The organism is Cytobacillus sp. FSL W7-1323 (genome assembly GCF_038595015.1).
Lineage (GTDB): Bacteria > Bacillota > Bacilli > Bacillales > Cytobacillaceae > Cytobacillus > Cytobacillus kochii.
Window position 1 is genome coordinate 1,261,957 of the sequence record NZ_CP151998.1, and the last position, 20,288, is coordinate 1,282,244.

Annotated in this window: 22 protein-coding genes; 15 read left to right on the forward strand and 7 right to left on the reverse strand. The window is 36.7% G+C overall.

The genetic code is table 11. The annotated features are described in order from the left end of the window. The first annotated feature begins 177 nt into the window (after nt 1–177). The 4 genes from MKX67_RS06555 to MKX67_RS06570 all read left to right on the forward strand — a co-directional run bounded on the left by MKX67_RS06555 (nt 178) and on the right by MKX67_RS06570 (nt 2,345). The gene (locus MKX67_RS06555) at nt 178–1,257 is read left to right on the forward strand and encodes a hypothetical protein (RefSeq protein WP_322910033.1); all 1,080 of its coding nucleotides are present in this window, start codon (nt 178–180) and stop codon (nt 1,255–1,257) included. Between the two features lie 65 nt (nt 1,258–1,322). Continuing rightward, complete coding sequence (locus MKX67_RS06560) at nt 1,323–1,784, forward strand: hypothetical protein (protein ID WP_322910034.1); 462 nt, start codon at nt 1,323–1,325, stop codon at nt 1,782–1,784. Between the two features lie 54 nt (nt 1,785–1,838). Continuing rightward, complete coding sequence (locus tag MKX67_RS06565; protein WP_322910035.1) at nt 1,839–2,054, forward strand: hypothetical protein; 216 nt, start codon at nt 1,839–1,841, stop codon at nt 2,052–2,054. A 141-nt stretch (nt 2,055–2,195) separates the two neighbouring features. Beyond that, nucleotides 2,196–2,345 carry a hypothetical protein gene (locus MKX67_RS06570; RefSeq protein WP_322910036.1) on the forward strand — a complete coding sequence of 50 codons (150 nt, stop codon included), beginning with the start codon at nt 2,196–2,198 and terminating at the stop codon, nt 2,343–2,345. A gap of 260 nt (nt 2,346–2,605) precedes the next feature. On the opposite strand, the gene MKX67_RS06575 is transcribed toward MKX67_RS06570, so the two are convergent. Together MKX67_RS06575 and MKX67_RS06580 are read right to left on the reverse strand one after the other, a co-directional pair. Continuing rightward, complete coding sequence (locus MKX67_RS06575; protein ID WP_322910037.1) at nt 2,606–3,838, reverse strand: aminopeptidase; 1,233 nt, start codon at nt 3,836–3,838, stop codon at nt 2,606–2,608. 198 nt (nt 3,839–4,036) lie between these two features. Then, entirely contained in the window at nt 4,037–6,130 is a 2,094-nt protein-coding gene (locus MKX67_RS06580; protein ID WP_322910038.1) for a DNA topoisomerase III, read from the reverse strand. Between the two features lie 311 nt (nt 6,131–6,441). On the opposite strand from MKX67_RS06580, the gene hutH reads away from it, so the two are divergent. Continuing rightward, complete coding sequence (gene hutH / locus MKX67_RS06585; RefSeq protein ID WP_307319365.1) at nt 6,442–7,929, forward strand: histidine ammonia-lyase; 1,488 nt, start codon at nt 6,442–6,444, stop codon at nt 7,927–7,929. A 52-nt stretch (nt 7,930–7,981) separates the two neighbouring features. Here the strand turns inward: hutH and MKX67_RS06590 are convergent, their stop codons facing one another. Then, nucleotides 7,982–8,143: a hypothetical protein gene (locus MKX67_RS06590; protein ID WP_224935434.1), complete on the reverse strand. Its 162-nt coding sequence runs from the start codon at nt 8,141–8,143 to the stop codon at nt 7,982–7,984. Between the two features lie 95 nt (nt 8,144–8,238). On the opposite strand from MKX67_RS06590, the gene MKX67_RS06595 reads away from it, so the two are divergent. From MKX67_RS06595 to sinI, 6 genes are all read left to right on the forward strand, one after another. Continuing rightward, nucleotides 8,239–8,616: a DUF1992 domain-containing protein gene (locus MKX67_RS06595; protein ID WP_095370089.1), complete on the forward strand. Its 378-nt coding sequence runs from the start codon at nt 8,239–8,241 to the stop codon at nt 8,614–8,616. 206 nt (nt 8,617–8,822) lie between these two features. After that, the gene (gene motA, locus MKX67_RS06600) at nt 8,823–9,611 is read left to right on the forward strand and encodes a flagellar motor stator protein MotA (RefSeq protein WP_095370088.1); all 789 of its coding nucleotides are present in this window, start codon (nt 8,823–8,825) and stop codon (nt 9,609–9,611) included. Then, nucleotides 9,608–10,375, forward strand: a complete 768-nt coding sequence (gene motB / locus MKX67_RS06605; protein WP_095370087.1) for a flagellar motor protein MotB — start codon at nt 9,608–9,610, stop codon at nt 10,373–10,375. The genes motA and motB overlap by 4 nt, the downstream gene beginning before the upstream one ends. 116 nt (nt 10,376–10,491) lie before the next feature. Then, nucleotides 10,492–11,586: a carbohydrate kinase gene (locus MKX67_RS06610; RefSeq protein ID WP_322910039.1), complete on the forward strand. Its 1,095-nt coding sequence runs from the start codon at nt 10,492–10,494 to the stop codon at nt 11,584–11,586. Nucleotides 11,587–11,600: 14 nt separating this feature from the next. Continuing rightward, nucleotides 11,601–12,506 carry a pseudouridine-5'-phosphate glycosidase gene (locus tag MKX67_RS06615; protein WP_095370086.1) on the forward strand — a complete coding sequence of 302 codons (906 nt, stop codon included), beginning with the start codon at nt 11,601–11,603 and terminating at the stop codon, nt 12,504–12,506. Nucleotides 12,507–12,823: 317 nt separating this feature from the next. Further along, on the forward strand, nt 12,824–12,949 hold the full coding sequence (gene sinI / locus MKX67_RS06620; protein WP_157733760.1) for a DNA-binding anti-repressor SinI: 126 nt from the start codon (nt 12,824–12,826) through the stop codon (nt 12,947–12,949). 158 nt (nt 12,950–13,107) lie between these two features. Here sinI and MKX67_RS06625 read toward each other — a convergent pair whose 3' ends face one another. Beyond that, nucleotides 13,108–13,428 carry a helix-turn-helix domain-containing protein gene (locus MKX67_RS06625; protein ID WP_095370084.1) on the reverse strand — a complete coding sequence of 107 codons (321 nt, stop codon included), beginning with the start codon at nt 13,426–13,428 and terminating at the stop codon, nt 13,108–13,110. 341 nt (nt 13,429–13,769) lie between these two features. On the opposite strand from MKX67_RS06625, the gene MKX67_RS06630 reads away from it, so the two are divergent. Next, nucleotides 13,770–14,282, forward strand: a complete 513-nt coding sequence (locus MKX67_RS06630) for a type 1 glutamine amidotransferase domain-containing protein (RefSeq protein ID WP_095370083.1) — start codon at nt 13,770–13,772, stop codon at nt 14,280–14,282. A 117-nt stretch (nt 14,283–14,399) separates the two neighbouring features. Continuing rightward, on the forward strand, nt 14,400–15,146 hold the full coding sequence (gene map, locus MKX67_RS06635) for a type I methionyl aminopeptidase (protein WP_322910040.1): 747 nt from the start codon (nt 14,400–14,402) through the stop codon (nt 15,144–15,146). 44 nt (nt 15,147–15,190) lie between these two features. On the opposite strand, the gene MKX67_RS06640 is transcribed toward map, so the two are convergent. Beyond that, nucleotides 15,191–15,418 (reverse strand): DUF1128 domain-containing protein, encoded by a 228-nt coding sequence (locus MKX67_RS06640; protein WP_095370081.1) that lies wholly within the window; start codon nt 15,416–15,418, stop codon nt 15,191–15,193. A gap of 149 nt (nt 15,419–15,567) precedes the next feature. Here MKX67_RS06640 and MKX67_RS06645 point away from each other — a divergent pair, with 149 nt between their 5' ends. Next, nucleotides 15,568–15,918, forward strand: coding sequence for a YtxH domain-containing protein (locus tag MKX67_RS06645; protein WP_095370080.1), 351 nt, complete (start codon nt 15,568–15,570; stop codon nt 15,916–15,918). Between the two features lie 20 nt (nt 15,919–15,938). Further along, a complete protein-coding gene (locus MKX67_RS06650; RefSeq protein WP_095370079.1) occupies nt 15,939–16,763 on the forward strand; it encodes a YihY/virulence factor BrkB family protein in 825 nt (274 codons plus the stop codon). 207 nt (nt 16,764–16,970) lie between these two features. Here MKX67_RS06650 and MKX67_RS06655 read toward each other — a convergent pair whose 3' ends face one another. Together MKX67_RS06655 and MKX67_RS06660 are read right to left on the reverse strand one after the other, a co-directional pair. Then, entirely contained in the window at nt 16,971–18,890 is a 1,920-nt protein-coding gene (locus tag MKX67_RS06655) for a heavy metal translocating P-type ATPase (RefSeq protein ID WP_322910041.1), read from the reverse strand. Between the two features lie 190 nt (nt 18,891–19,080). Then, the gene (locus MKX67_RS06660; RefSeq protein WP_342489058.1) at nt 19,081–20,259 is read right to left on the reverse strand and encodes an MFS transporter; all 1,179 of its coding nucleotides are present in this window, start codon (nt 20,257–20,259) and stop codon (nt 19,081–19,083) included. Nucleotides 20,260–20,288: the final 29 nt, after the last annotated feature.

A 20,288-nucleotide genomic window follows, 5' to 3' on the forward strand; every position in this document is an offset into this window, starting at 1 on the left:
GATTATTTATTCTGTTTGTAGTATTGTTTCAGATTTGTTACAATTTAGAATGTCAATAAAGAAATGTATGATAGCTTAAAAATAGAATTGACGACTAGTCTTTCATAAAAAGGACTTTACTTAGAATATTAAGCACTTGGCAAGGGCCAAGTGATTTTTGTTGATAGGGAGATTTAAATGAAGAAATATTTATATATATTAATGTTAACTACTCTCATGTCTGGTTGCATGAATGAGTCAAAGGTGAATAAACAAGAAATGGAGCCAAGTTCAACTGTTGCTCATGAAGCGGATGAAGTAGAAAAACAACAGGTGGCAGTCCTTGAAGAAAATGCCATTTACGAAACAACAATGGTGGATGGGGAAAAAAGTTATGAAGTATATATTTCCTCAAATCAAGATGATAGCAATCAATATTCATTTTTTGTTGCTGAAGAGAACGGCAAAATGGCATATAGCCAAGAGCTTGCCTATGAGAAATTCAATAAAAATAATATCTATTCACTGAATACAAATAAACAAACTCTTATTATATTATCACTTGAAAAGAGTGAGGAAGTATCGTCACTTCGAGTTATTTCAATGGACCAAGGGATATTAAGAGAGGTACCGATTGAAGGTGGAGAATTGCTTAACTTAACAGATAGAAAACTTAAATCCTTAAGTCAAAATGTCCTTCAATCGGCCTATCCGGTTAATCAAAATGAATCGATTTTTCTCAGCTGGGAATTACAAAATGATCCATTAGTCCTTTCACTCCATGATGAAGCAACGGTAACTGAAGATTCTGGTGCTTATCAATCATTATTAGATCAGTCTTGGATGGATATTTGGAGCGAGACGGAAGAAGTGTTTTATCCTTATGAAAATATTGAGTTGACTAAAGAAGTAATTGAAAGAGCGAAAATGGGTATACCTATGGGTGGCCCTTATCCAATTGGTACGAACATAGAAGACATTAAAAAATCTAACCCTTATTACATTCAAGAGGGAATACTTCATGGTCAACAGTATTTAATGTATCCAGAAACAATCTACTACTATAACAGAGAAGATGGGGCTGTATCTACAGTTGCCATCCCAGGGGAAAGATTACAATCTTCATTAGCAGATCTCAAGAAGTTATTAGGAGATCCAGTTAGACAAGAAGAGGAGAACGGTTTAATCTATTCTGAATTTCTTGCTGATAAATATGTTCTTAAAACCTATACGGATGAATCAGGAGAGATCAAGCAAATCTCATTAAGTAAGCAATAAAACATTATATTTTGATCATAGGTAGGCTGCGAAATTTTTAAAAACAAGATAGTAGCAGCCTATTTGTGCTGCCTAAATTCAAAGGATTCTGGCATGGTAAGTCACTCAGAAAGAATAAAGAGAGTGAGCGCTTTGTAAAATGGATTAGCAAGTCATTTAGAGAGAAAAGAGAGAGTGAGCGCTTCGCAAAAAGAGTTTGCAGGTCACTCAGCAAGAAAATAAGAACGGAGCGCTTTGAAAAATGGATTAGCAAGTCACTCAGAGAGAAAAGAGAGAGTGAGCGCTTAGTAAGAGGAGTTAGCAGGTCACTCAGCAAGAAAACAAGAACTGAGCGCCACGCAAAAGGGAACAGCAAGTCACTCAGAGAGAAAGCAGAGAGTGAGCGCTTTGTAAAGGGATTAGCAAGTCACCCAAAGAGAAAGCAGAGCATGAGCGCTTCGCAAAAAGAGTTAGCAGGTCACTCAGCAAGAAAACTAAAACTGAGTGCTTTGCAAAAGGAGTATGCAGGTCACTCAGCAAGAAAATAAGAACTGAGCGCCACGCAAAAGGGATTAGCAAGTCACTCAGAGAGAAACTAGAGCATGAGCGCTTCGCAAAAGGAGTTAGCAGGTCACTCAGCAAGAAAACAAGAACTGAGCGCCACGCAAAAGGGATTAGCAAGTCACTCAGAGAGAAAGCAGAGAGTGACCGCTTCGCAAAAAGAGTTTGCGGATCACCCAGCAAGGAAACTAGAACTGAGCGCTTCGCAAAAGGGATTAGCAAGTCACTCAGAGAGAAAAGAGAGAGTGAGCGCTTAGTAAAAGGAGTTTGCAGGTGACTCAGCAAGAAAACAAGAACTGAGCGCCGCGCAAAAGGGAACAGCAAGTCACTCAGAAAGAAACCAGAACATGAGCGCTTCGCAAAAGGGATTAGCAAGTCACCCAGAGAGAAACTAGAGTGTGAGCGCTTTGCAAAAGGAGTTTGCAGATCACTCAGAAAGAAAACAAGAACTGAGCGCCGCACAAAAGGGATTAGCAAGTCACTCAGAGAGAAAGCAGAGAGTGAGTGCTTTGCAAAAGGAGTATGCAGGTCACTCAGCAAGAAAATAAGAACTGAGCGCCACGCAAAAGGGATTAGCAAGTCACTCAGAGAGAAACCAGAGCATGAGCGCTCCGCAATAATCTGTTCCTCAAAAAGCAATATTACTTAGAGTAGTAGGAATAACAATAAAGTATGATTCACAAAAAACAGAATGCTCAGGGGGCGTGCTTGCTCATTCACAAAAGATATTGTATCCCCAAAAAATCACGAAAAGTAGACCCAAACGCTAGCGTTTGGGTCTGAAGAGTGCACACGCAATATTTCTTTGTTAAAATGCCCAATCTCCTTTACGGAATACAGGCTCAGTTGTACCATCTTCAAGGATACCGTCAATATCCATTTCAGAGGAACCGACCATAAAGTCTACATGGGTGATACTTTCGTTTAATCCGTTTGTTTCTAGCTCTTCACTATTCATTTTTTTGCCACCTTCTACACAGAAGGCGTAGGCGCTGCCGATAGCGAGGTGATTCGATGCATTTTCATCAAATAATGTGTTATAGAAAAGAAGGTTTGATTGAGAAATTGGTGATTGAAATGGTACAAGCGCGACTTCACCAAGATAATGAGAGCCCTCATCTGTCTCAACTAGTTGTTTTAAAATAGCTTCGCCTTCCTCAGCTTTATAATCAACTATTCTTCCATCTTTAAAAGTAATGGAGAAGCGGTCAATAATGTTACCACCATAACTAAGTGGTTTTGTGCTTGCGACAGTGCCATTTACACCATATTTATGTGGCACTGTGAACACTTCCTCTGTTGGCATGTTTGCCATGAATTCATGACCGTTTTCATTGACGCTTCCAGCACCAACCCATAAATGTTTTTCTGGTAATTCAATCGTCAAATCTGTTCCTGGTGCGGTGTAATGTAATTTTTTATAACGTTTTTCGTTTAAGTATTCTACTTTTTCATGTAATGTTTGATCATGATCTTTCCATGCTTGGATAGGATCATCTAAATCAGTTCGTGTTGCTTTAAAGATAGCATCCCATAGTAAGTTGACTCGTTCCTCTTCTTTTGCGTCAGGGAACACCATATTCGCCCAAGCTTGAGAAGGTGCGGATATTACTGTCCAACTTACTTTATCTGTTTGCACAGCTTTACGATATTTTGCTAATGCTTGACCTGATGCCCTTTGGAATGTGCTGATTTTCTCAGGGTCAATTCCTTTCAGTAAGTCAGGGCTAGAAGAGACAATCGCAATAAAAGCTGCTCCGTTTTCTGCTAATTCTTCCGTTTCACGCGCACGCCATTTCGGATACTCTTTAAAGGAATCAATCGGTGCTAATTCATACTTTGTACGAGAAACAATATCATCATTCCAGTTCACAATAACTTGATCAGCACCAGCTTCATAAGCATTTTTTACAATTTTTCGAACCAATTGGGCAGAATCAATAGAAGTATTGATGACTAATGATTGACCTTTTTGAATATTGACACCCACTCTAACTGCTAATTCTGCATATTTGTCGAGCTTTTCTTCAAAAGTACTCATACTATGTACACTCCCTTTGTCAAAAACTTCTTACTTATTGTAACTTTTCTATAGGAAAAAAGAAACTTTTTATCTTTATGACAAGATAGAGGGAAGAACTACACGGTTTACATGGTAAAACATAAGCAAGAAGTTGTTCATGATATAACAAAAAAACTGCCAAAACAGCAAGATTCTTACTGGATTGACAGTGTATGTTTACTCTTTATCTTCCATTGCTTGTTTTAACAAGTCACCAAGGCTCGTACCGAATTGATCATTTTTAGCAGAGTATTTCTGAACAAGCTTTCTTTCTTCACGTTTATTGACTTTTTGTTTCTTATCTGCCGCTTTTTCAACCACATTACATTTGCGACATTGGAAGTATGTGCCAGCTTTCCCGTTGTGAACTTCCATCTTTTTATGACATTGAGGACAACGACGATTAGAAAGCTTTGGATCTTTTCTTTTTCTGAAGTTACAATCCAGACTCGAACAAACGAGGATTTTCCCATCTTTCGTATTCCGTTCTTTTAAGAAAGAGCCGCATTCAGGACATTTCGATCCGGTTAAGTTATGGGCGCGGTAAGATTTATCACTTTTCTTTACTTCGGATACTATTTGCTTCGTTTGTTGTCTAATTTTCTTTAGAAAGTCATCACGTTTTGCTTTTCCATGTGCGATGGCTTCAAGTTCTTTTTCCCACTTAGCTGTTAATGCTGGGGATGTTAATTCATCATTTACAAGATCCATTAACTGCTTCCCTTTTTGGGTGGAATGAAAGCGCCCGTTATGTCTTTCTACTACTTCTGATGAGATAAGTCTTTCGATAATTTCGGCACGCGTTGCAGGTGTACCTAAACCAAATTTTTCCATCCCTTGTAACAGATCGGCTTCACTTAAGCGAGCAGGGGGCTCTGTTAATTTTTTTATCGTCTCGACTGTATGAACTTGCAGCTGTTTCCCTTGTTGTAACTGATTCAACGCAGTCTTTGAATTTTGTTCATTCGTAGATGAATGGAGCGTTTTAAACCCTAAGTCAATGATATGGGTTTCTTTAGCTACGAACGTTTCACCAGCTATATCTAACTTTAATAGTACACTTTCATATTGATATGGCGGATAAAATAAAGCAAGGAATCGCTTAGCAATGATATCAAATAATTTTTTCTCATCTGTTGATAAATCACTGAGATGTACTCTTTGTTCCGTTGGTATGATAGCATGATGATCCGTCACTTTACTATTATTAAATACCTTTTTGGCTAGTACCTTACTCTTTTTCGCAAGCAAAGGTTTTACTTCTGTACTATAAGAACCAGCAATTGCCTCTAATCTTTCCATCATTGTACTTTCCATATCGCTTGTTAAATAACGAGAGTCTGTACGTGGATACGTTACGATTTTATGTTGTTCGTATAATTTTTGCAGTACAGATGATGTTTTTTTAGCTGAGAAGCCGAATTTTTTATTGGCATCGCGTTGTAGCTCAGTTAAATCATATGGAAGTGGTTGTGCTTCACTTCTTTCTTTCCGAGTAATCGATTGCACTGTTGCTTTTGCTTTTGCTGTTTGTTTTTTAATCGTTTCAGCTTGATCACTATTAAAGATTCGTTTCTCACCATTGTTTTCCCATTCTGTTTCTAATACGCCCACTTTTGCATGAATCATCCAATAATCCTGTGGGGTGAATTTCTGGATTTGTTTCTCACGATCCATAATAAGGGAAAGCGTTGGAGTTTGCACTCTACCAGCAGAAAGAGGTTCTTGATACTTCGTTGTTAATGCACGTGAAATATTTAATCCGATGAGCCAATCTGCTTCAGCTCTGCAAACAGCAGAATCATATAAATTTAAAAAGTCTTTCCCTGGTTTAAGGTTTTTAAATCCTTGTTGTATTGCTCGATCGGTGACAGATGAGATCCAGAGGCGGTGGATTGGCTTTTTCCATTTAATCTTCTCTAAAATCCATCTAGCAACTAACTCACCTTCACGCCCAGCATCGGTTGCGATAATAAAGTCTCCTACATCATTTCGCTTGGAAAGATGCTCGACCGTTTTAAATTGATGACTTGTTTGCTTCATTACCTTGATGCCCATTTTATCAGGAATAATTGGCAGGTCTTCTAGTTTCCATTGTTTGTATTTGCTATCGTAATGTTCGGGCATCTTGAGTTCTATTAAGTGACCAAGCGCCCATGTAACAATATAATGCTTGCCTTCTATATAGTTTTTATGCGACTGATTGCATCCTAATACTCTGGCTATTTCTCTGCCGACACTTGGTTTTTCGGCTAATACTAATGATTTCATATTTTCTCCCTTCCAAAAAAAACAATCTCCTAAACTAAAGGGTCGTTAATTATTATAGCGGAAAATGGAATGAATTTATATGGGTTGCTCTAGTGCTTTATTTTGCTAACATGGTAACCAGGTAGAATATGGTAAAAATCAATTGACATGAGTAAGCACCGCTTTATAATATAGATATAAGACAGATCAAATAGGTGAAGTATCATGAACGTAAATAAGAATAATTTTATTTTAATAAAAAGACCCAAGTATCATTTCGGTGATACTCGGGTCTTTTCTTTATTTTGCTAATGTGATAAGGAGGTAATAAGATGATTGAATTAACAGGGGAACACCTGACGATAGAGCAAGTGAAAGCGGTGGTCTTTCACGGAGAAGAAGTTAATATTGCCCGTATGAGTATAGAAAATGTAGAAAGAAGTCATATGGCTGTAAAGAGAATAGTTGCGGAAGGTAAAACTGTATATGGGATTACGACTGGTTTCGGAAAGTTTAGTGATGTTCATATTGATCGCAAACATGTAGAGGAGTTGCAGATCCATTTAATACGCTCTCATGCATGTGGAGTGGGTGAGGAGTTCTCAGAGGAGGTCTCTCGGGCAATGTTATTGTTAAGGGCTAATGCGCTTATAAAAGGGCATTCAGGGGTTCGTCTTGCATTAATTAATAGACTACTTACTTACCTTAATCAACGTATTCATCCTGTCGTTCCTCAGCAAGGATCCTTAGGTGCGAGTGGTGATTTAGCACCACTATCCCATTTAGCACTTACACTAGTTGGTGAAGGTGAAGTCTTTTTCAATGGACAAAAACAAAAGAGCGCAGAAGTACTACAGGCATGTGATCTTACTCCGCTGACTTTAGAAGCAAAAGAAGGTCTTGCGTTGATTAACGGTACGCAAGCTATGACCGCTCAAGGAGTTATCGCCTATATTGAAGCAGAAAACTTAGCTTTTGAAAGCGAAAAGATTGCAGCTATATCGGTAGAAGCATTAAATGGAATAATCGATGCATTTGATCATAAAGTACATGAAGCTCGTGGTTATCCTGAACAAATCGCAACAGCAAAACGAATGAGGTCATACTTAAGTGGTAGTAAGTTAACTACTGTTCAAGGAGAAATGAGGGTCCAGGATGCCTACTCTATAAGATGTATTCCGCAAGTGCACGGTGCTACTTGGCAAGCACTTAACTATGTGAAAGAAAAGCTCGAAATTGAAATGAATGCTGCAACAGATAACCCTTTAATCTTTGATGATGGAGAAAAAGTAATTTCAGGCGGGAATTTTCATGGTCAACCAATTGCGTTAGCTATGGATTTTTTGAAAATTGCGGTTGCTGAGTTAGCGAATATATCTGAAAGAAGAATAGAAAGGTTAGTTAATCCACAACTCAATCAATTGCCCGCTTTTCTTAGCCCAGAACCGGGGCTGCAATCAGGTGCCATGATTATGCAATATTGTGCAGCTTCACTCGTGTCAGAGAACAAGACACTGGCTCATCCTGCTAGTGTTGATTCTATTCCTTCTTCTGCTAATCAAGAGGATCACGTAAGTATGGGAACGATTGGTGCAAGGCATGCCTATCAAATCATAAAAAATGTAAATAAAGTTATCGCAATTGAATTGATTTGTGCTATGCAAGCGGTTGAATTTAAGGGAATAGATAAAATGGCTAATCATACCCGCTCACTATATGAACAAGGTCGAACAATTGTACCAACAATTAACCAGGATCGTATTTTTTCTAACGATATCGAAAATTGCACAGAGTGGCTAAAAATTAAAGCTTATCATTAACTTTTTTTATAAAAAAGGCTGTAAGCCCTAAGGTTACAGCCTAATAAAAATATTAACGGTTTTCACTTTGTTCAATGCGATTTTTAAAGGCTTCTTGAACGACTAAAAACTCCTCGTCTTCTTGAGCTTCAGTTGATTTTTCTTTTTGATATTGTTCATTAAACGCACCTGGATGCTGTTTGTTCTTATGATTAAAATGTTTACCTCTTGACATAGTGAATCGCTCCTTTCCATTTTATATTTCCCTTCATTCGTTAGGGATATGTAACTGCATGGAGTATAATAAGATGAAGATGAGGTGATAATTTAATGGATTTATTCTCAATTTTAGCAGAAGAGAAAATCAAACAAGCGCAAAGACAGGGAGAGTTTGCTCATTTAAAAGGGCATGGTAAGCCTTTACCGAAAGATGAACTAAGCGGGGTACCAGAATCTCTAAGAATGTCTTATAAAATAATGAAAAATGCAGGATATACAACAAAAGAAATTGATCTTAGGAAAGAGATGCTAACAATTGAACAATTAATTGCAAGTTGTGAGAATGAAGAGAAAGAAGGAGAACTAAAAAAAGAGCTGAATGAAAAGAGGTTAAAATTTCAAGCATTGTTATCAGAAAGAAAAGTGGCAACAAACACACAAATTTTCAAAAATTATGAACAGAAAATCGAAAACAAGCTTTTTAAATAACCATACAAAAATGATGCTATTCATTCATTTTTGTGTGGTTTTTTTATGTATATAAACACAAAAAGACAAATAGGATAAAAGACCTTATTAAGTTACTTCAATTACATAGAAATATGTCGAAATAAAACAAAGAAACCAGTATCTGATAAAAAAGTAATGAGTAAAAAGTTTTGAAGTAAGTATTTTTTGAAGTAGGTGTGATAAGGATGGATAAAACAACTTGGATAGGTGTCATATTAGGAATTATTGCAGTTGTGTTAGGTATGTTTCTAAAAGGAGTAGGACTGGGTGTATTAGTAAATCCCGCTGCCGTTATGATTATTATCGTTGGAACAGTAGCGTCTGTTTTAATCGCTTTTCCAGTCTCTGAAGTGAAAAGAATACCTAAAATAATGAGCGTCATATTCAAAGAAAGAGAGACATTACCGATGTCTCAAATTATTAGCCAATTTGCTGATTGGGCTCAGCTTGCACGAAAAGAGGGGTTGTTATCATTAGAAGTAAGAATAAATGAAATCAATGATCCCTTTTTGAAGAATGGTTTATCACTAGCAGTGGATGGACAGAGTGCCGATTATATTAGAGACGTATTAAATGAAGAAATTGATGCAATGGAAGAGCGCCATCAATCGGCAGCGCAAATATTTTCTCAAGCAGGAACATATGCCCCCTCACTAGGTGTATTAGGTGCAGTAATTGGATTAATTGCGGCATTAGGAAATATGAGCGATATTAACGCTTTAGGTGAAGCAATAAGTGCTGCATTTGTGGCAACGATGTTAGGTATCTTTACGGGATATGTATTGTGGCATCCATTCGCAAATAAGTTAAAGAGGAAATCTAAAATAGAAGCTAAACATAAGAGGATGATGATAGAGGGGATTTTATCTATTTTGGAGGGAGAATCTCCACGTGTGATTGAACAAAAACTATCTTCCTACTTACCAGGAAAAGAAAGAAAAGAATTTCTAGATGAAGGAAGCAAAGAATCATGACTAGAAGGAAGAAGAAGAGTCACGAAGATGAGCATGTTGATGAATCCTGGTTACTGCCTTATGCGGATTTACTTACATTATTAGTTGCTTTATTTATCGTCTTATTTGCTTCTAGTGCAATCGATGTTCAAAAGTTCCAAAAAATGTCCACAGCTTTTAATGAAGTTTTTTCTGGAGGTAATGGTGTAATTGATTTTCCTAGCCCAATGCCAGAAGGAAGTATGGCCCCTCAAAAAAAAGAAAGTGTGTCAGCTAGTCAATTGTCTGGTCTATCTGATGAAGAACAAGATACTGAGGAACTTAAAAAGTTAAAAGCCAAAGTTGATCACTATATTATAAGTAATGATATTACTGATAAGTTTGAAACGGAGCTTACAACTGAAGGCCTGCTTGTGACGATTCGAGATAATGTATTATTCTCTTCAGGTAGTGCAGAAGTGAGAACTAGAGATATACAAACAGCAGAAGAAATCTCTGATCTACTTGTGATGAACCCTCCAAGAAATATTATTATTAGTGGCCATACGGATAATATACCGATACGAAATGCTAATTTTGAGTCAAACTGGGAACTAAGTGTAATGAGAGCTGTCAATTTCATGAAAGTGCTTTTACATAATCCAGAGCTTAATCCTGAATGGTTTAGCGCCAAAGGGTTTGGTGAATATAAACCTAAAGAATCGAATGAAACGGTTACGGGAAGAGAAAGAAATCGTAGAGTAGAAATTTTAATACTTCCGAGAGAACTGACAACCAACAGATAAACTTTGAGAAAGTTTATCTGTTTTTTTATGAGAAATAGTATAGCTATAATTAGAATTTGCAGAAATATCAAACTATTGTTTATAATATAGACAAATGTTCTCAGGAGGGGGAGCCATTGAATGAAAAAGAGCAGCAAATTTTAAATTCCATAAAAGATAATCCTTATATTTCACAGTCTGAGCTAGCAGACAGCTTAAGCATTTCTCGTTCTACCGTCGCAGGCTATATTTCCTCTCTTACAAAAAATGGCTATATATTAGGTAGGGCTTATATTTTACCAAAGCAACCATCTATTTTATGTGTGGGCGCTGCCAATATTGATAGAAAATTGCAAGCTGTGGACGGCTTAGAGGAAGGGACATCGAATTCTGCGAAAACTGAACAATCAGGAGGAGGGGTAGCAAGGAATATCGCGGAGAATTTGGCTAGACTTGAAATGTCCGTTTCTTTATTATCTGCTATTGGTGAAGATCACGAAGGTATATGGTTGTTAGATCGCCTAAAGCCACTAGTAGATACAACACCTTCGATAATTATACCTACTTGCCGAACAGGAACTTATACAGCAGTGTTGGATAAAAAGGGAGAAATGAAATTAGCATTATCTGATATGGGAATTAACGATGACCTCGATGTGGAGATAATTGAATCACGATGGGGGTATTTTACTTTGGCTAAAATGGTTGTTCTAGATACGAATTTCCCAAGTGTTATATTGACAAGAGTAATAGAAAAATGTAAACAATTCAACACACCATTATGTATTACAACAGTATCTACATCGAAAATAAAAAGACTCCCTGCTCAACTATTAGGTGTGAGTTTTCTTATTGCCAATAAAGATGAGGCAAGTTTGCTTTCAGGAGTAAAACTTACAAGTGAAGGAGATTACTTTAAAGCATGTGAAATCATTTTAGCAAAAGGTGTAGAAAGAGTGATAATAACGAGAGGGGAAAATGGCCTTGTTTTCGCCACACAAGATGGAGAGGCAGGAGCTATTATGCCCCCTTTTGTTCATGTCGTTGATGTAACAGGTGCTGGAGATGCCTTAGCATCAGGAATTATTTATGCACATCATAAAGGAATGCATATAGAAGATGCTTGTAAAATAGGAATTATCTGTGCAAGTGTAACGCTTACAAGTAAGGAAACGGTTCATCCACAATTAAACCCAAAGAAACTACAACATGCCTTTCAAGAATATTTTTAGAGGAGTTGTTACAAATGAGAAAAGATTGGTTAGATTACTCTGATGAGGTGATCGAAGCAAAAAAACAGTTAAAACCAATTGTCGCACTAGAATCAACAATCATCTCTCACGGTATGCCTTACCCTCAAAATGTACAAACAGCCAAAGAAGTTGAAATGATTATCAGGGAGAATGGGGCAATCCCAGCAACCATTGCTATTATAGAAGGTAGAATTAAAATCGGACTATCAGACGCAGAACTTGAACTACTTGCAACGAACGATTCAATTATGAAAGTTAGCAGAAGAGATTTTCCCTATGTCATTGCAGCGAAGAAACATGGAGCGACAACTGTTGCTGCCACGATGATTTGTGCAGAACTAGCTGGGATTGAAGTTTTTGTAACAGGTGGTATTGGTGGTGTCCACAGAGGGGCAAGTGAAACAATGGATATATCAGCCGATTTGCAGGAATTAGCAAAGACAAATGTCGCTGTCGTTTGTGCCGGTGCTAAATCGATTCTGGATATTAAATTAACAGCTGAATATCTAGAAACATATGGTGTCCCAATCATCGGTTACCGTACAGATAAGATACCCGCTTTTTATACGAGAAAGAGCCCGTATAATGTCAATATTCGTGTAGATGAGATAAAAGAGATTGCTGAAATGATGAAGGTAAAGTGGGGACTAGGCTTAAATGGAGGGCTAGTTATTGCTAATCCAATACCAGAAGCAGATGCTATGAATGAACTGGAAATGAATGAGATGATTGATCAAGCTCTTGTTCATGCAGAAGAAGAAGGTATCTCAGGGAAAGAGATAACACCATTCCTCTTATCTATGATTAAAGAATTAACCGGTGGTAAGAGCTTGGCAGCCAATATTGCATTAGTTAAGCATAATGCCGAAATTGGGGCAAAACTTGCTATGCAATTATAATTCAAGATATAAAAGTATCCAATTTTAAAAATCAAAGAGGAAGCTGAACATCAATCAAACTTTTAAAGGAGGAATTGATGTTCGGTTTTTTTATTTGTAGGTATTTTTTGACTCAAAAGTTCCGATTTTTTCCTCTATTCTACAAGTTTCATTATACACTTGTCGTTTTTTGATTGAAAATGAAGAAAAAAATTAGCAGATTTTAGAATGAACTAGTAGTAAAATGTAAATATCTACAATAGTCTGAAAATAAAGCGGGATTTATTGCAAAATAGGACTAATTGAGAATATGCTTCAAGTCTAAAGGGGGATTTAATTTGGAAAGGTCTTTAGTTATAGAAACACTAGATGAAGAATGGCTTGCCCTTATTGAAGAAGCAAAACAATTAGGTTTAAATAAAGAAGAGGTGAGAATTTTTCTACAAGCTAAAGAAGAGGAATAACATGACATTGAGGCCTCCGAATTAATGAGCTTACAAGATTATGGTTAAAATGGAATAAAAAAAATATAAGAAGAAAAAAACCTCCGATAAACGCGAAGATTATCGGAGGTTTCATTCATATCTCTTTTTATCTTTATAGATTCGTTTGTAAGCTTGTCTTATTTATTTCTAGTCTTCCACTTATTAAAGTCGAGAAACTCCCGAAATTCTTCTTTTGAAACCCCAGATTCCATCGCTTCTTTGACTATATTTATCCAATCAGTATCTAATTCTTCTTTATTAATTTGATCATGGATAAGGTGATCAACAGGTACATTGAGTACAGCTGCGATTTTTTCGAGGAATTGAATGGAAGGGTTCGTTTGTAAATTTCTCTCTAATGAGCTTAAGTAGGATTTAGCTACTCCTGCTTGATCTGCAAGCTCTGATAAAGACATTTTTTTCTCTTGTCTTAATGCTTTGACTCGATTACCAATCATCACGTTCACCCTATCTATCTTTGTTGTTAACAGTATCATATCAAAAAAAGAGAATCCAACCGCTTATGTCCGTAAATTGTAATCGCTTAGTCTTTTAATTGTAATAAAAAATTTTTAATCATTACATTACGGAGCTGCCGATATAAATGAGACTGTATAAACTGAATAGATTGAATTCTTACCGTTCTAAAAGAATTTTAACAGAAAATAAATATCAAGTATAGTTGTAGGGCATGTTTTCTTTAATATATTAATTAACATACATATATGTTTTAAGGGAAGACTTTCAGGGAACGGACATAATATAACCAACAATTTAAACCATAAAGGAGAGATAGTAAATGAGTAAAAAAATTGCTTGTCTAATTACCGATATGTTTGAGGATTCTGAGTATACAGAACCAGCAAAAAGTTATAAGGAAGCAGGACATGAGGTTATTACAATTGAATCAGAGGCTGGTAAAGTCGTAAAAGGGAAGCAAGGAAATGATCAAGTGACGATTGATAAAAGTATAGATGATGTGAACGCAGATGAGTTTGATGCTCTCTTTATTCCAGGTGGATTTTCTCCGGATATGTTAAGAGCAGATGATCGCTTTGTTCAATTTACGAAAAAGATGATGGATGCGAAAAAACCTGTTTTTGCTATTTGTCATGGACCACAATTATTAATTTCTGCTAAAACATTAGAAGGTAGAGGAGCTACAGGCTATAAATCCATTCATGTAGATATGGAATATGCAGGAGCTAAACTTCAGGACAAAGAAGTAGTGGTTTGTCAGGATCAACTTGTGACGAGCCGCACACCTGATGATATTCCTGCCTTTACAAGAGAGTCTTTAAAATTACTCTGATAATTTAAGAAAAGCAATCGTTGCATGATTTTTGTAAAACTTTTCATTCAGCGCTAATATTAATAAGTAGAGTATAATAACTTTTAATATAACAGTGACTGAAAGAAGGTTTTGCTATTGATCGTGTTGAAATCACCTAGAGAGATTGAAAAGATGCATGAAGCAGGTAAGGTACTTGCTGAATGTCATAAAGAGATTGCCATGAGAATTAAACCGGGTATAACTACATGGGAAATTGAAGAATTTGTTGATGCCTATCTGAAGAAAATAGGGGCTACACCTGAGCAAAAGGGCTATCGCGGGTATGAGTATGCTACTTGTGCCAGCATTAATGATGAAATTTGTCACGGATTTCCGAGGAGGGAACCATTAAAATCAGGCGACATTGTAACGATTGATATGGTGGTCAATTATAATGGAGCTCTTGCAGATTCAGCTTGGACGTACGGCGTTGGAGAAGTGAGTGAAAAGGTATCTACCCTATTAGATGTCACAAAGGAATCATTATATAAAGGAATTGAGCAGGTGAAGATAGGCAACCGAATTGGAGATATTGGTTATGCGATTCAACAGTTTGTTGAAGAGAAAGGATTTTCGGTAGTAAGGGAATTTATTGGTCATGGGATAGGGGCAAGCATCCACGAAAAACCGGATGTTCCTCATTTTGGCCTCCCTCATAAAGGACCGAGAATAAAAGAAGGTATGGTATTCACCATTGAACCAATGGTGAATACTGGAATGCATCATATGAAGATGGATCAAAATGGCTGGACTGCGCGAACAGTTGATGGTGGTTTATCAGCTCAATATGAACATACAATTGCAGCCGGTAAAGATGGAATCACGATTTTAACTGAGCAATAAAACAAAAAGCAGCTGCAAATCATGCAGCTGCTTATAATAAGGACTTATTTATTCTTGCGCAAGTTTCCTAATTCTTCAGCGATTGCTTGCATTTCATTAGGACTGAAATGATTTTTTTTCATCACTAAATCGTAAATATCTTTTAGTTCTTCGTACATTTCTTCGTCAAAATGAGAAGATTTAATGGCGCCAATATTTAATACTTTTAGTTTTTCCTTGATTTTTTCGATCATATAATCGACATTTTCAGTTGATTTCTGTGATAAATTCACTTGATTTCCCCCCATAATACATCAGTAGTATAATCTTTCCATGGTTAAAGTGAAAAGTCAACCATTGATAGGTGCAAAGCTTGCATGTTTTTAGAGAAAAAAAGAAAATAAAGTATAGGTAGATTAAAAAGAATAAAGGAGTGAGGAAAATGGGAAAATCATTGTTTTGGAAAGGTGTTGTCCTTGGAGCGGTAGCGGGCGGTGCGCTCACGATGCTAGACCGTGATACAAGAGAAAATGCAAAATCTAAATGCAGAGAAACGACAGAAAGTGCAAAATATTACATAAAAAATCCCGATGAAGCCGTTCAACAAGTGAAAGGTGTCTCTTTAAAAGTTAGAACAGCAGCCCAGCAGATCGGTGAAGATGTGGCTTTCTTAACGACCACAATTGAGGATATTAAAACAAAGGCAATTGAAACAAGAGAAGCCTTAAATGACCCTAAAAGTGAAGTAGAGGTTTCAGAAGCGACGTTAGAAGGGAATGTTAGGAATAACTAACAAGGTTTGGGGGATCGCTGATGAAACAAGTCACTACTTTTGGAAAGGAACTATGGGAGCAAATAGATAAGGATGATGTTTTCGGCGTAGCTGCACAATTGGCCTACTTCTTTCTCCTATCACTTTTTCCATTATTAATTGTTTTGATATCATTGCTGCCTTATTTACCGATTACTCAAGAGGATATATTTGCTATCGTTAGAGATTTCGCACCAAAAGAAATTATGTCATTATTGGAAGACAATTTGAGTGCCGTCACAACGAAAAATGGGGCTCTGTTATCAATTGGTATTATCGGTACATTGTGGTCCGCGTCCGCCGCGATAAATGGCATTATGAGGGCTTTTAATAAGGCGTATGATGTCGTTGAAAGTCGATCATTTATTGTTGCAAGAGGCATTGCTATGCTTTTAACTATTTCTATGGTTTTTGTTTTCTTAGTAGCATTATTATTACCTGTGTTTGGGAGACAAATTGGTCTATTTATCTTTGATGCATTTGGATTGACTGAGCAATTTTTGAGCATATGGAATGCACTTAGATGGCTGGCGAGTCCGCTTATCATCTTTATTATCTTTAGTGGACTGTACTGGTTTGCTCCTAATAAGCGTTTAACGAATGTGACAGTTATCCCAGGTTCACTTTTTGCTACAATTGGCTGGATTCTATCTTCCTATGCGTTTTCATATTATGTGAGTAATTTTGGAAATTACTCGGCCACATATGGGAGTATTGGTGGAATCATTATATTAATGATTTGGTTTTATTTAACGGGTATTATTATTATGATTGGTGGAGAAATAAACGCATTGTTAAATAAATACAGCAAAGTGAAAAACACATAGTAAAAGTTACCTGATTGTAAGGTGCATCAATGGACAACCTAGGCTTAAGGAGGGTGATTACATTGACTGCAAATAAAGATGGTAACACAAAACAAAAAGGTAAAAATAAACCTAAACAAAAAACATCTAGTTCGGCTAATAAGCAAAACGGCTATCATTAAATAAAGAAGCAGCTATCCATTCATACACTTGGATAGCTGCTTTCTTTTAGTTCTTCAACAACCTTAAGCTATTTAATATCACTAAAATGGTTGAACCTTCGTGACCGATTACACCGTAAGGAAGATCTAATATCTGTAGAAAATTAGAGCAAATTAACAGCATAATAACTGATATAGAGAAAACAATATTTTGTTTAATAATGGTGTTCATGCGTTTGGATAGGGCAATTGCATGAGCGATTTTAGGAAGATCGTTTTTCATTAAAACAATATCTGCTGTTTCTAATGCGACATCGGTTCCTTCACCCATGGCAATCCCAACATTTGCAGTCGCAAGTGCAGGCGCATCGTTAATTCCATCTCCAACCATTGCTACTTGTTGATACTGATTTCTTAATTCCTTAACGTGATCCACTTTTTTTTCTGGCAAACATTCTGCAATAAAGTCTTCTACATTTGCTTCAGTAGAAATGGCTTGAGCGGTTGATTGGCTATCGCCTGTTAACATGATGGTGTATATACCTTGATCATTTAATTGTTTAACCGCAGCTTTCGTTTCTTGACGAACTTGATCCTTTAATGCGATTAATCCACACACCTCATGATCGCGTTCAAATAAAACGATCGTTTTACCATTCGAAGCTAATGTTTCTTGCTGTTCTTTTAATTCTGGCGCAAGTTCGTTATTGTTCAAAATAAATGATGGTTTACCAATTTTCCAAGTGACGCCGTTAATCACTGCTTTAATGCCCCATCCTGGTACATCTTCGATTGATTCGGGCTCTATAAGGGGAGAGCTCTGCTCTTCTTTTGTATACGAGACGATGGCAGTAGCAAGTGGATGGTTTGCATGGTTTTCAATTGATCCAACAATGCGTAAATAATCATCACGATGCTGAGTGTGTAATGTAATAAAATCTGTTACTTCTGGGCGTCCTTTAGTTAAAGTACCTGTTTTATCAAACGCAATGGCTTTAATATGGCCTAAGTTCTCTAAATGTACCCCGCCTTTAAATAAAATTCCTTGTCTTGCTCCATTTGAAATCGCAGACAATGTAGCCGGCATAATAGAGGCGACAAGTGCACAAGGTGAGGCGACTACTAGGAGAATCATGGCACGGTAAAATGTTTCGTTCCAACTCCATCCAAGTAAGAAGTGTGGGAGAAATAGCATGAGTGCGACGGTCAGTAGTACAATTTTTACATATTTCCCTTCGAAATTCTCTATAAATAACTGACTAGGGGACTTTTCACTTTGTGCTGATTGGACCAGTTGAATGATCTTTTGAAAAAGAGTTTCATCCGCTTTTTTTGTGATTTCTACTTTAATGGCTCCATTCATATTGACGGTGCCGGCATACACTTCTTCAGATAACCCTTTTGTTACCGGAATCGATTCACCAGTAATCGTTGCTTCATCTATAGTTGTTTGTCCGTAGACAATGATTCCATCAGAGGGAACGCGTTCCCCTGGTTTAACTAGAATTTTATCTCCGATTTGTAGTGTAGAAACGTGAACAAGTTCTTCACCATCCTCATGAATTAATAAAGCTTCTTCAGGTTGCAACTCCATAAGGCTAGAAATTTCTTTTTTACTTTTATTCATTGTATATGTTTCTAGTGCGCCACTCATTGCAAAGATAAAAATAAGAATGGCACCTTCAATCCAATAGCCAATGATTGCGGAGCCGATTGCGGCAAAGATCATCAGCATTTCAACGTTTAATTCCTTATTAGCAATCGTTTCTTCAATACCTTCTTTTGCCTTCGCAAAACCTCCGATTATAAAAGATAAGATAAAGATAGTGATAGAAGTTGTTTCATAGCCTCCTTTACTAAGTAACCAACCGATAAGAATAAAAACACCTGAAGTAATTGCGGCTATAAGCTCGATATGTGGTAGTAACTTTTCGAATAATTGACTAGATGATTGCGATTGTTTTTGTACTAGGACATTTCCTTCCATATTTTCATTTCCTCCATTCTCATTGAGAAGAATAATCAACATCATTACCCTTAAAAACGACGAAAGCTGCCACCATATAGGTGACAGCAGAAAAAGTGCCGAATTGATAATATTTAATTGCTTTAATTTTACATTATATTGTAACTTTTGAAAAGGGTTATTCTCTATATTAGACGTTTTTTAACATAATTTAACTGTGAAACAATTGCTTGCTCATCTTATGGCGACCAAAATAAGTGATAATCGTAAAATTGATGAGCATCATCCCACTAATAACGGCGAAAAAGCTTAGTGATTGTATATATTGAATAAATAAACCGCCTGCGTAGGGTCCAATAAGACTGCCTAAGCTAAAGGCAACACCACAAAGAAGATTTCCGGTAGGTAAAAGCTGAGTGGGAGTTAAATCTGTCATATAACTAATTCCCAATGAAAAAGTACTTCCTACAGCCATCCCTGCTAAAAACAGTAGCAACATTAGAATGTTGACATTCTGTTCAAATATCGCAGCAGAAGAGAAAAGAATAAAGCCACAGAATAAAATAATCATTAAAATATTTCTTCGTCCATAGCGGTCACTTAACATCCCTAAAGGCAACTGAAAAATAATCGCTCCGACAGCAAATGAGGTAAGTAATAACGAAACTGATGAGACTTCTATTCCCATGCGCACAGCATAAACAGGGAAGCTCCCATTTATTGACGATTCTAAGAATCCGTAACTAAATGGTGGGATAAAGGCAATCCAAGCATAAGTAGATACATCGTAAAAGCGATGGAAAGTCCCTTTTAGTGATTGAACAGCGATTGTATGCTGTGGTTGCTCATTATCGAGAAAGAACACAAACCCCCATGCAATAAAACATAAGAGGGAAGAAATAATAAATGGAAGAGATTCACTTATATGAACTAATGGTGTCATTAGTGGTCCAACAGCAAACCCAATCCCAAAGAATAATCCGTAGATGGAAATATTTCTCCCTCGATTGCGTTCAGGAGAAAATGACGTTATCCATGTTTGTGTTGAAAAATGGAGGGCGTGGTCGCCGATTCCAATCAATAACCTTAAAATAAACCAAAACCAAAAACTCTTCCATAGTGGAAATAATAAGAGGGAAGTAGCTACTAGAAGTCCCCCGATAATAATGACTGGTTTATATCCATATTTTCTTAGGGGATATTCCATGAAAGGTGAAATAAGTAATATACCAATATATAAACCTGCTGCATTTAAGCCATTTAAACTTGAAGATACACCATCACCTTCAAAAATAATAGCGATGAGCGGTAATAGCATTCCTTGACTAAAACCTGATATCGCAACAATGAATACTAAAATCCAAAACCTTACTCTTAGTTTTTTGTCCATAAAATAACCTCAATAAATGAAAATAATAA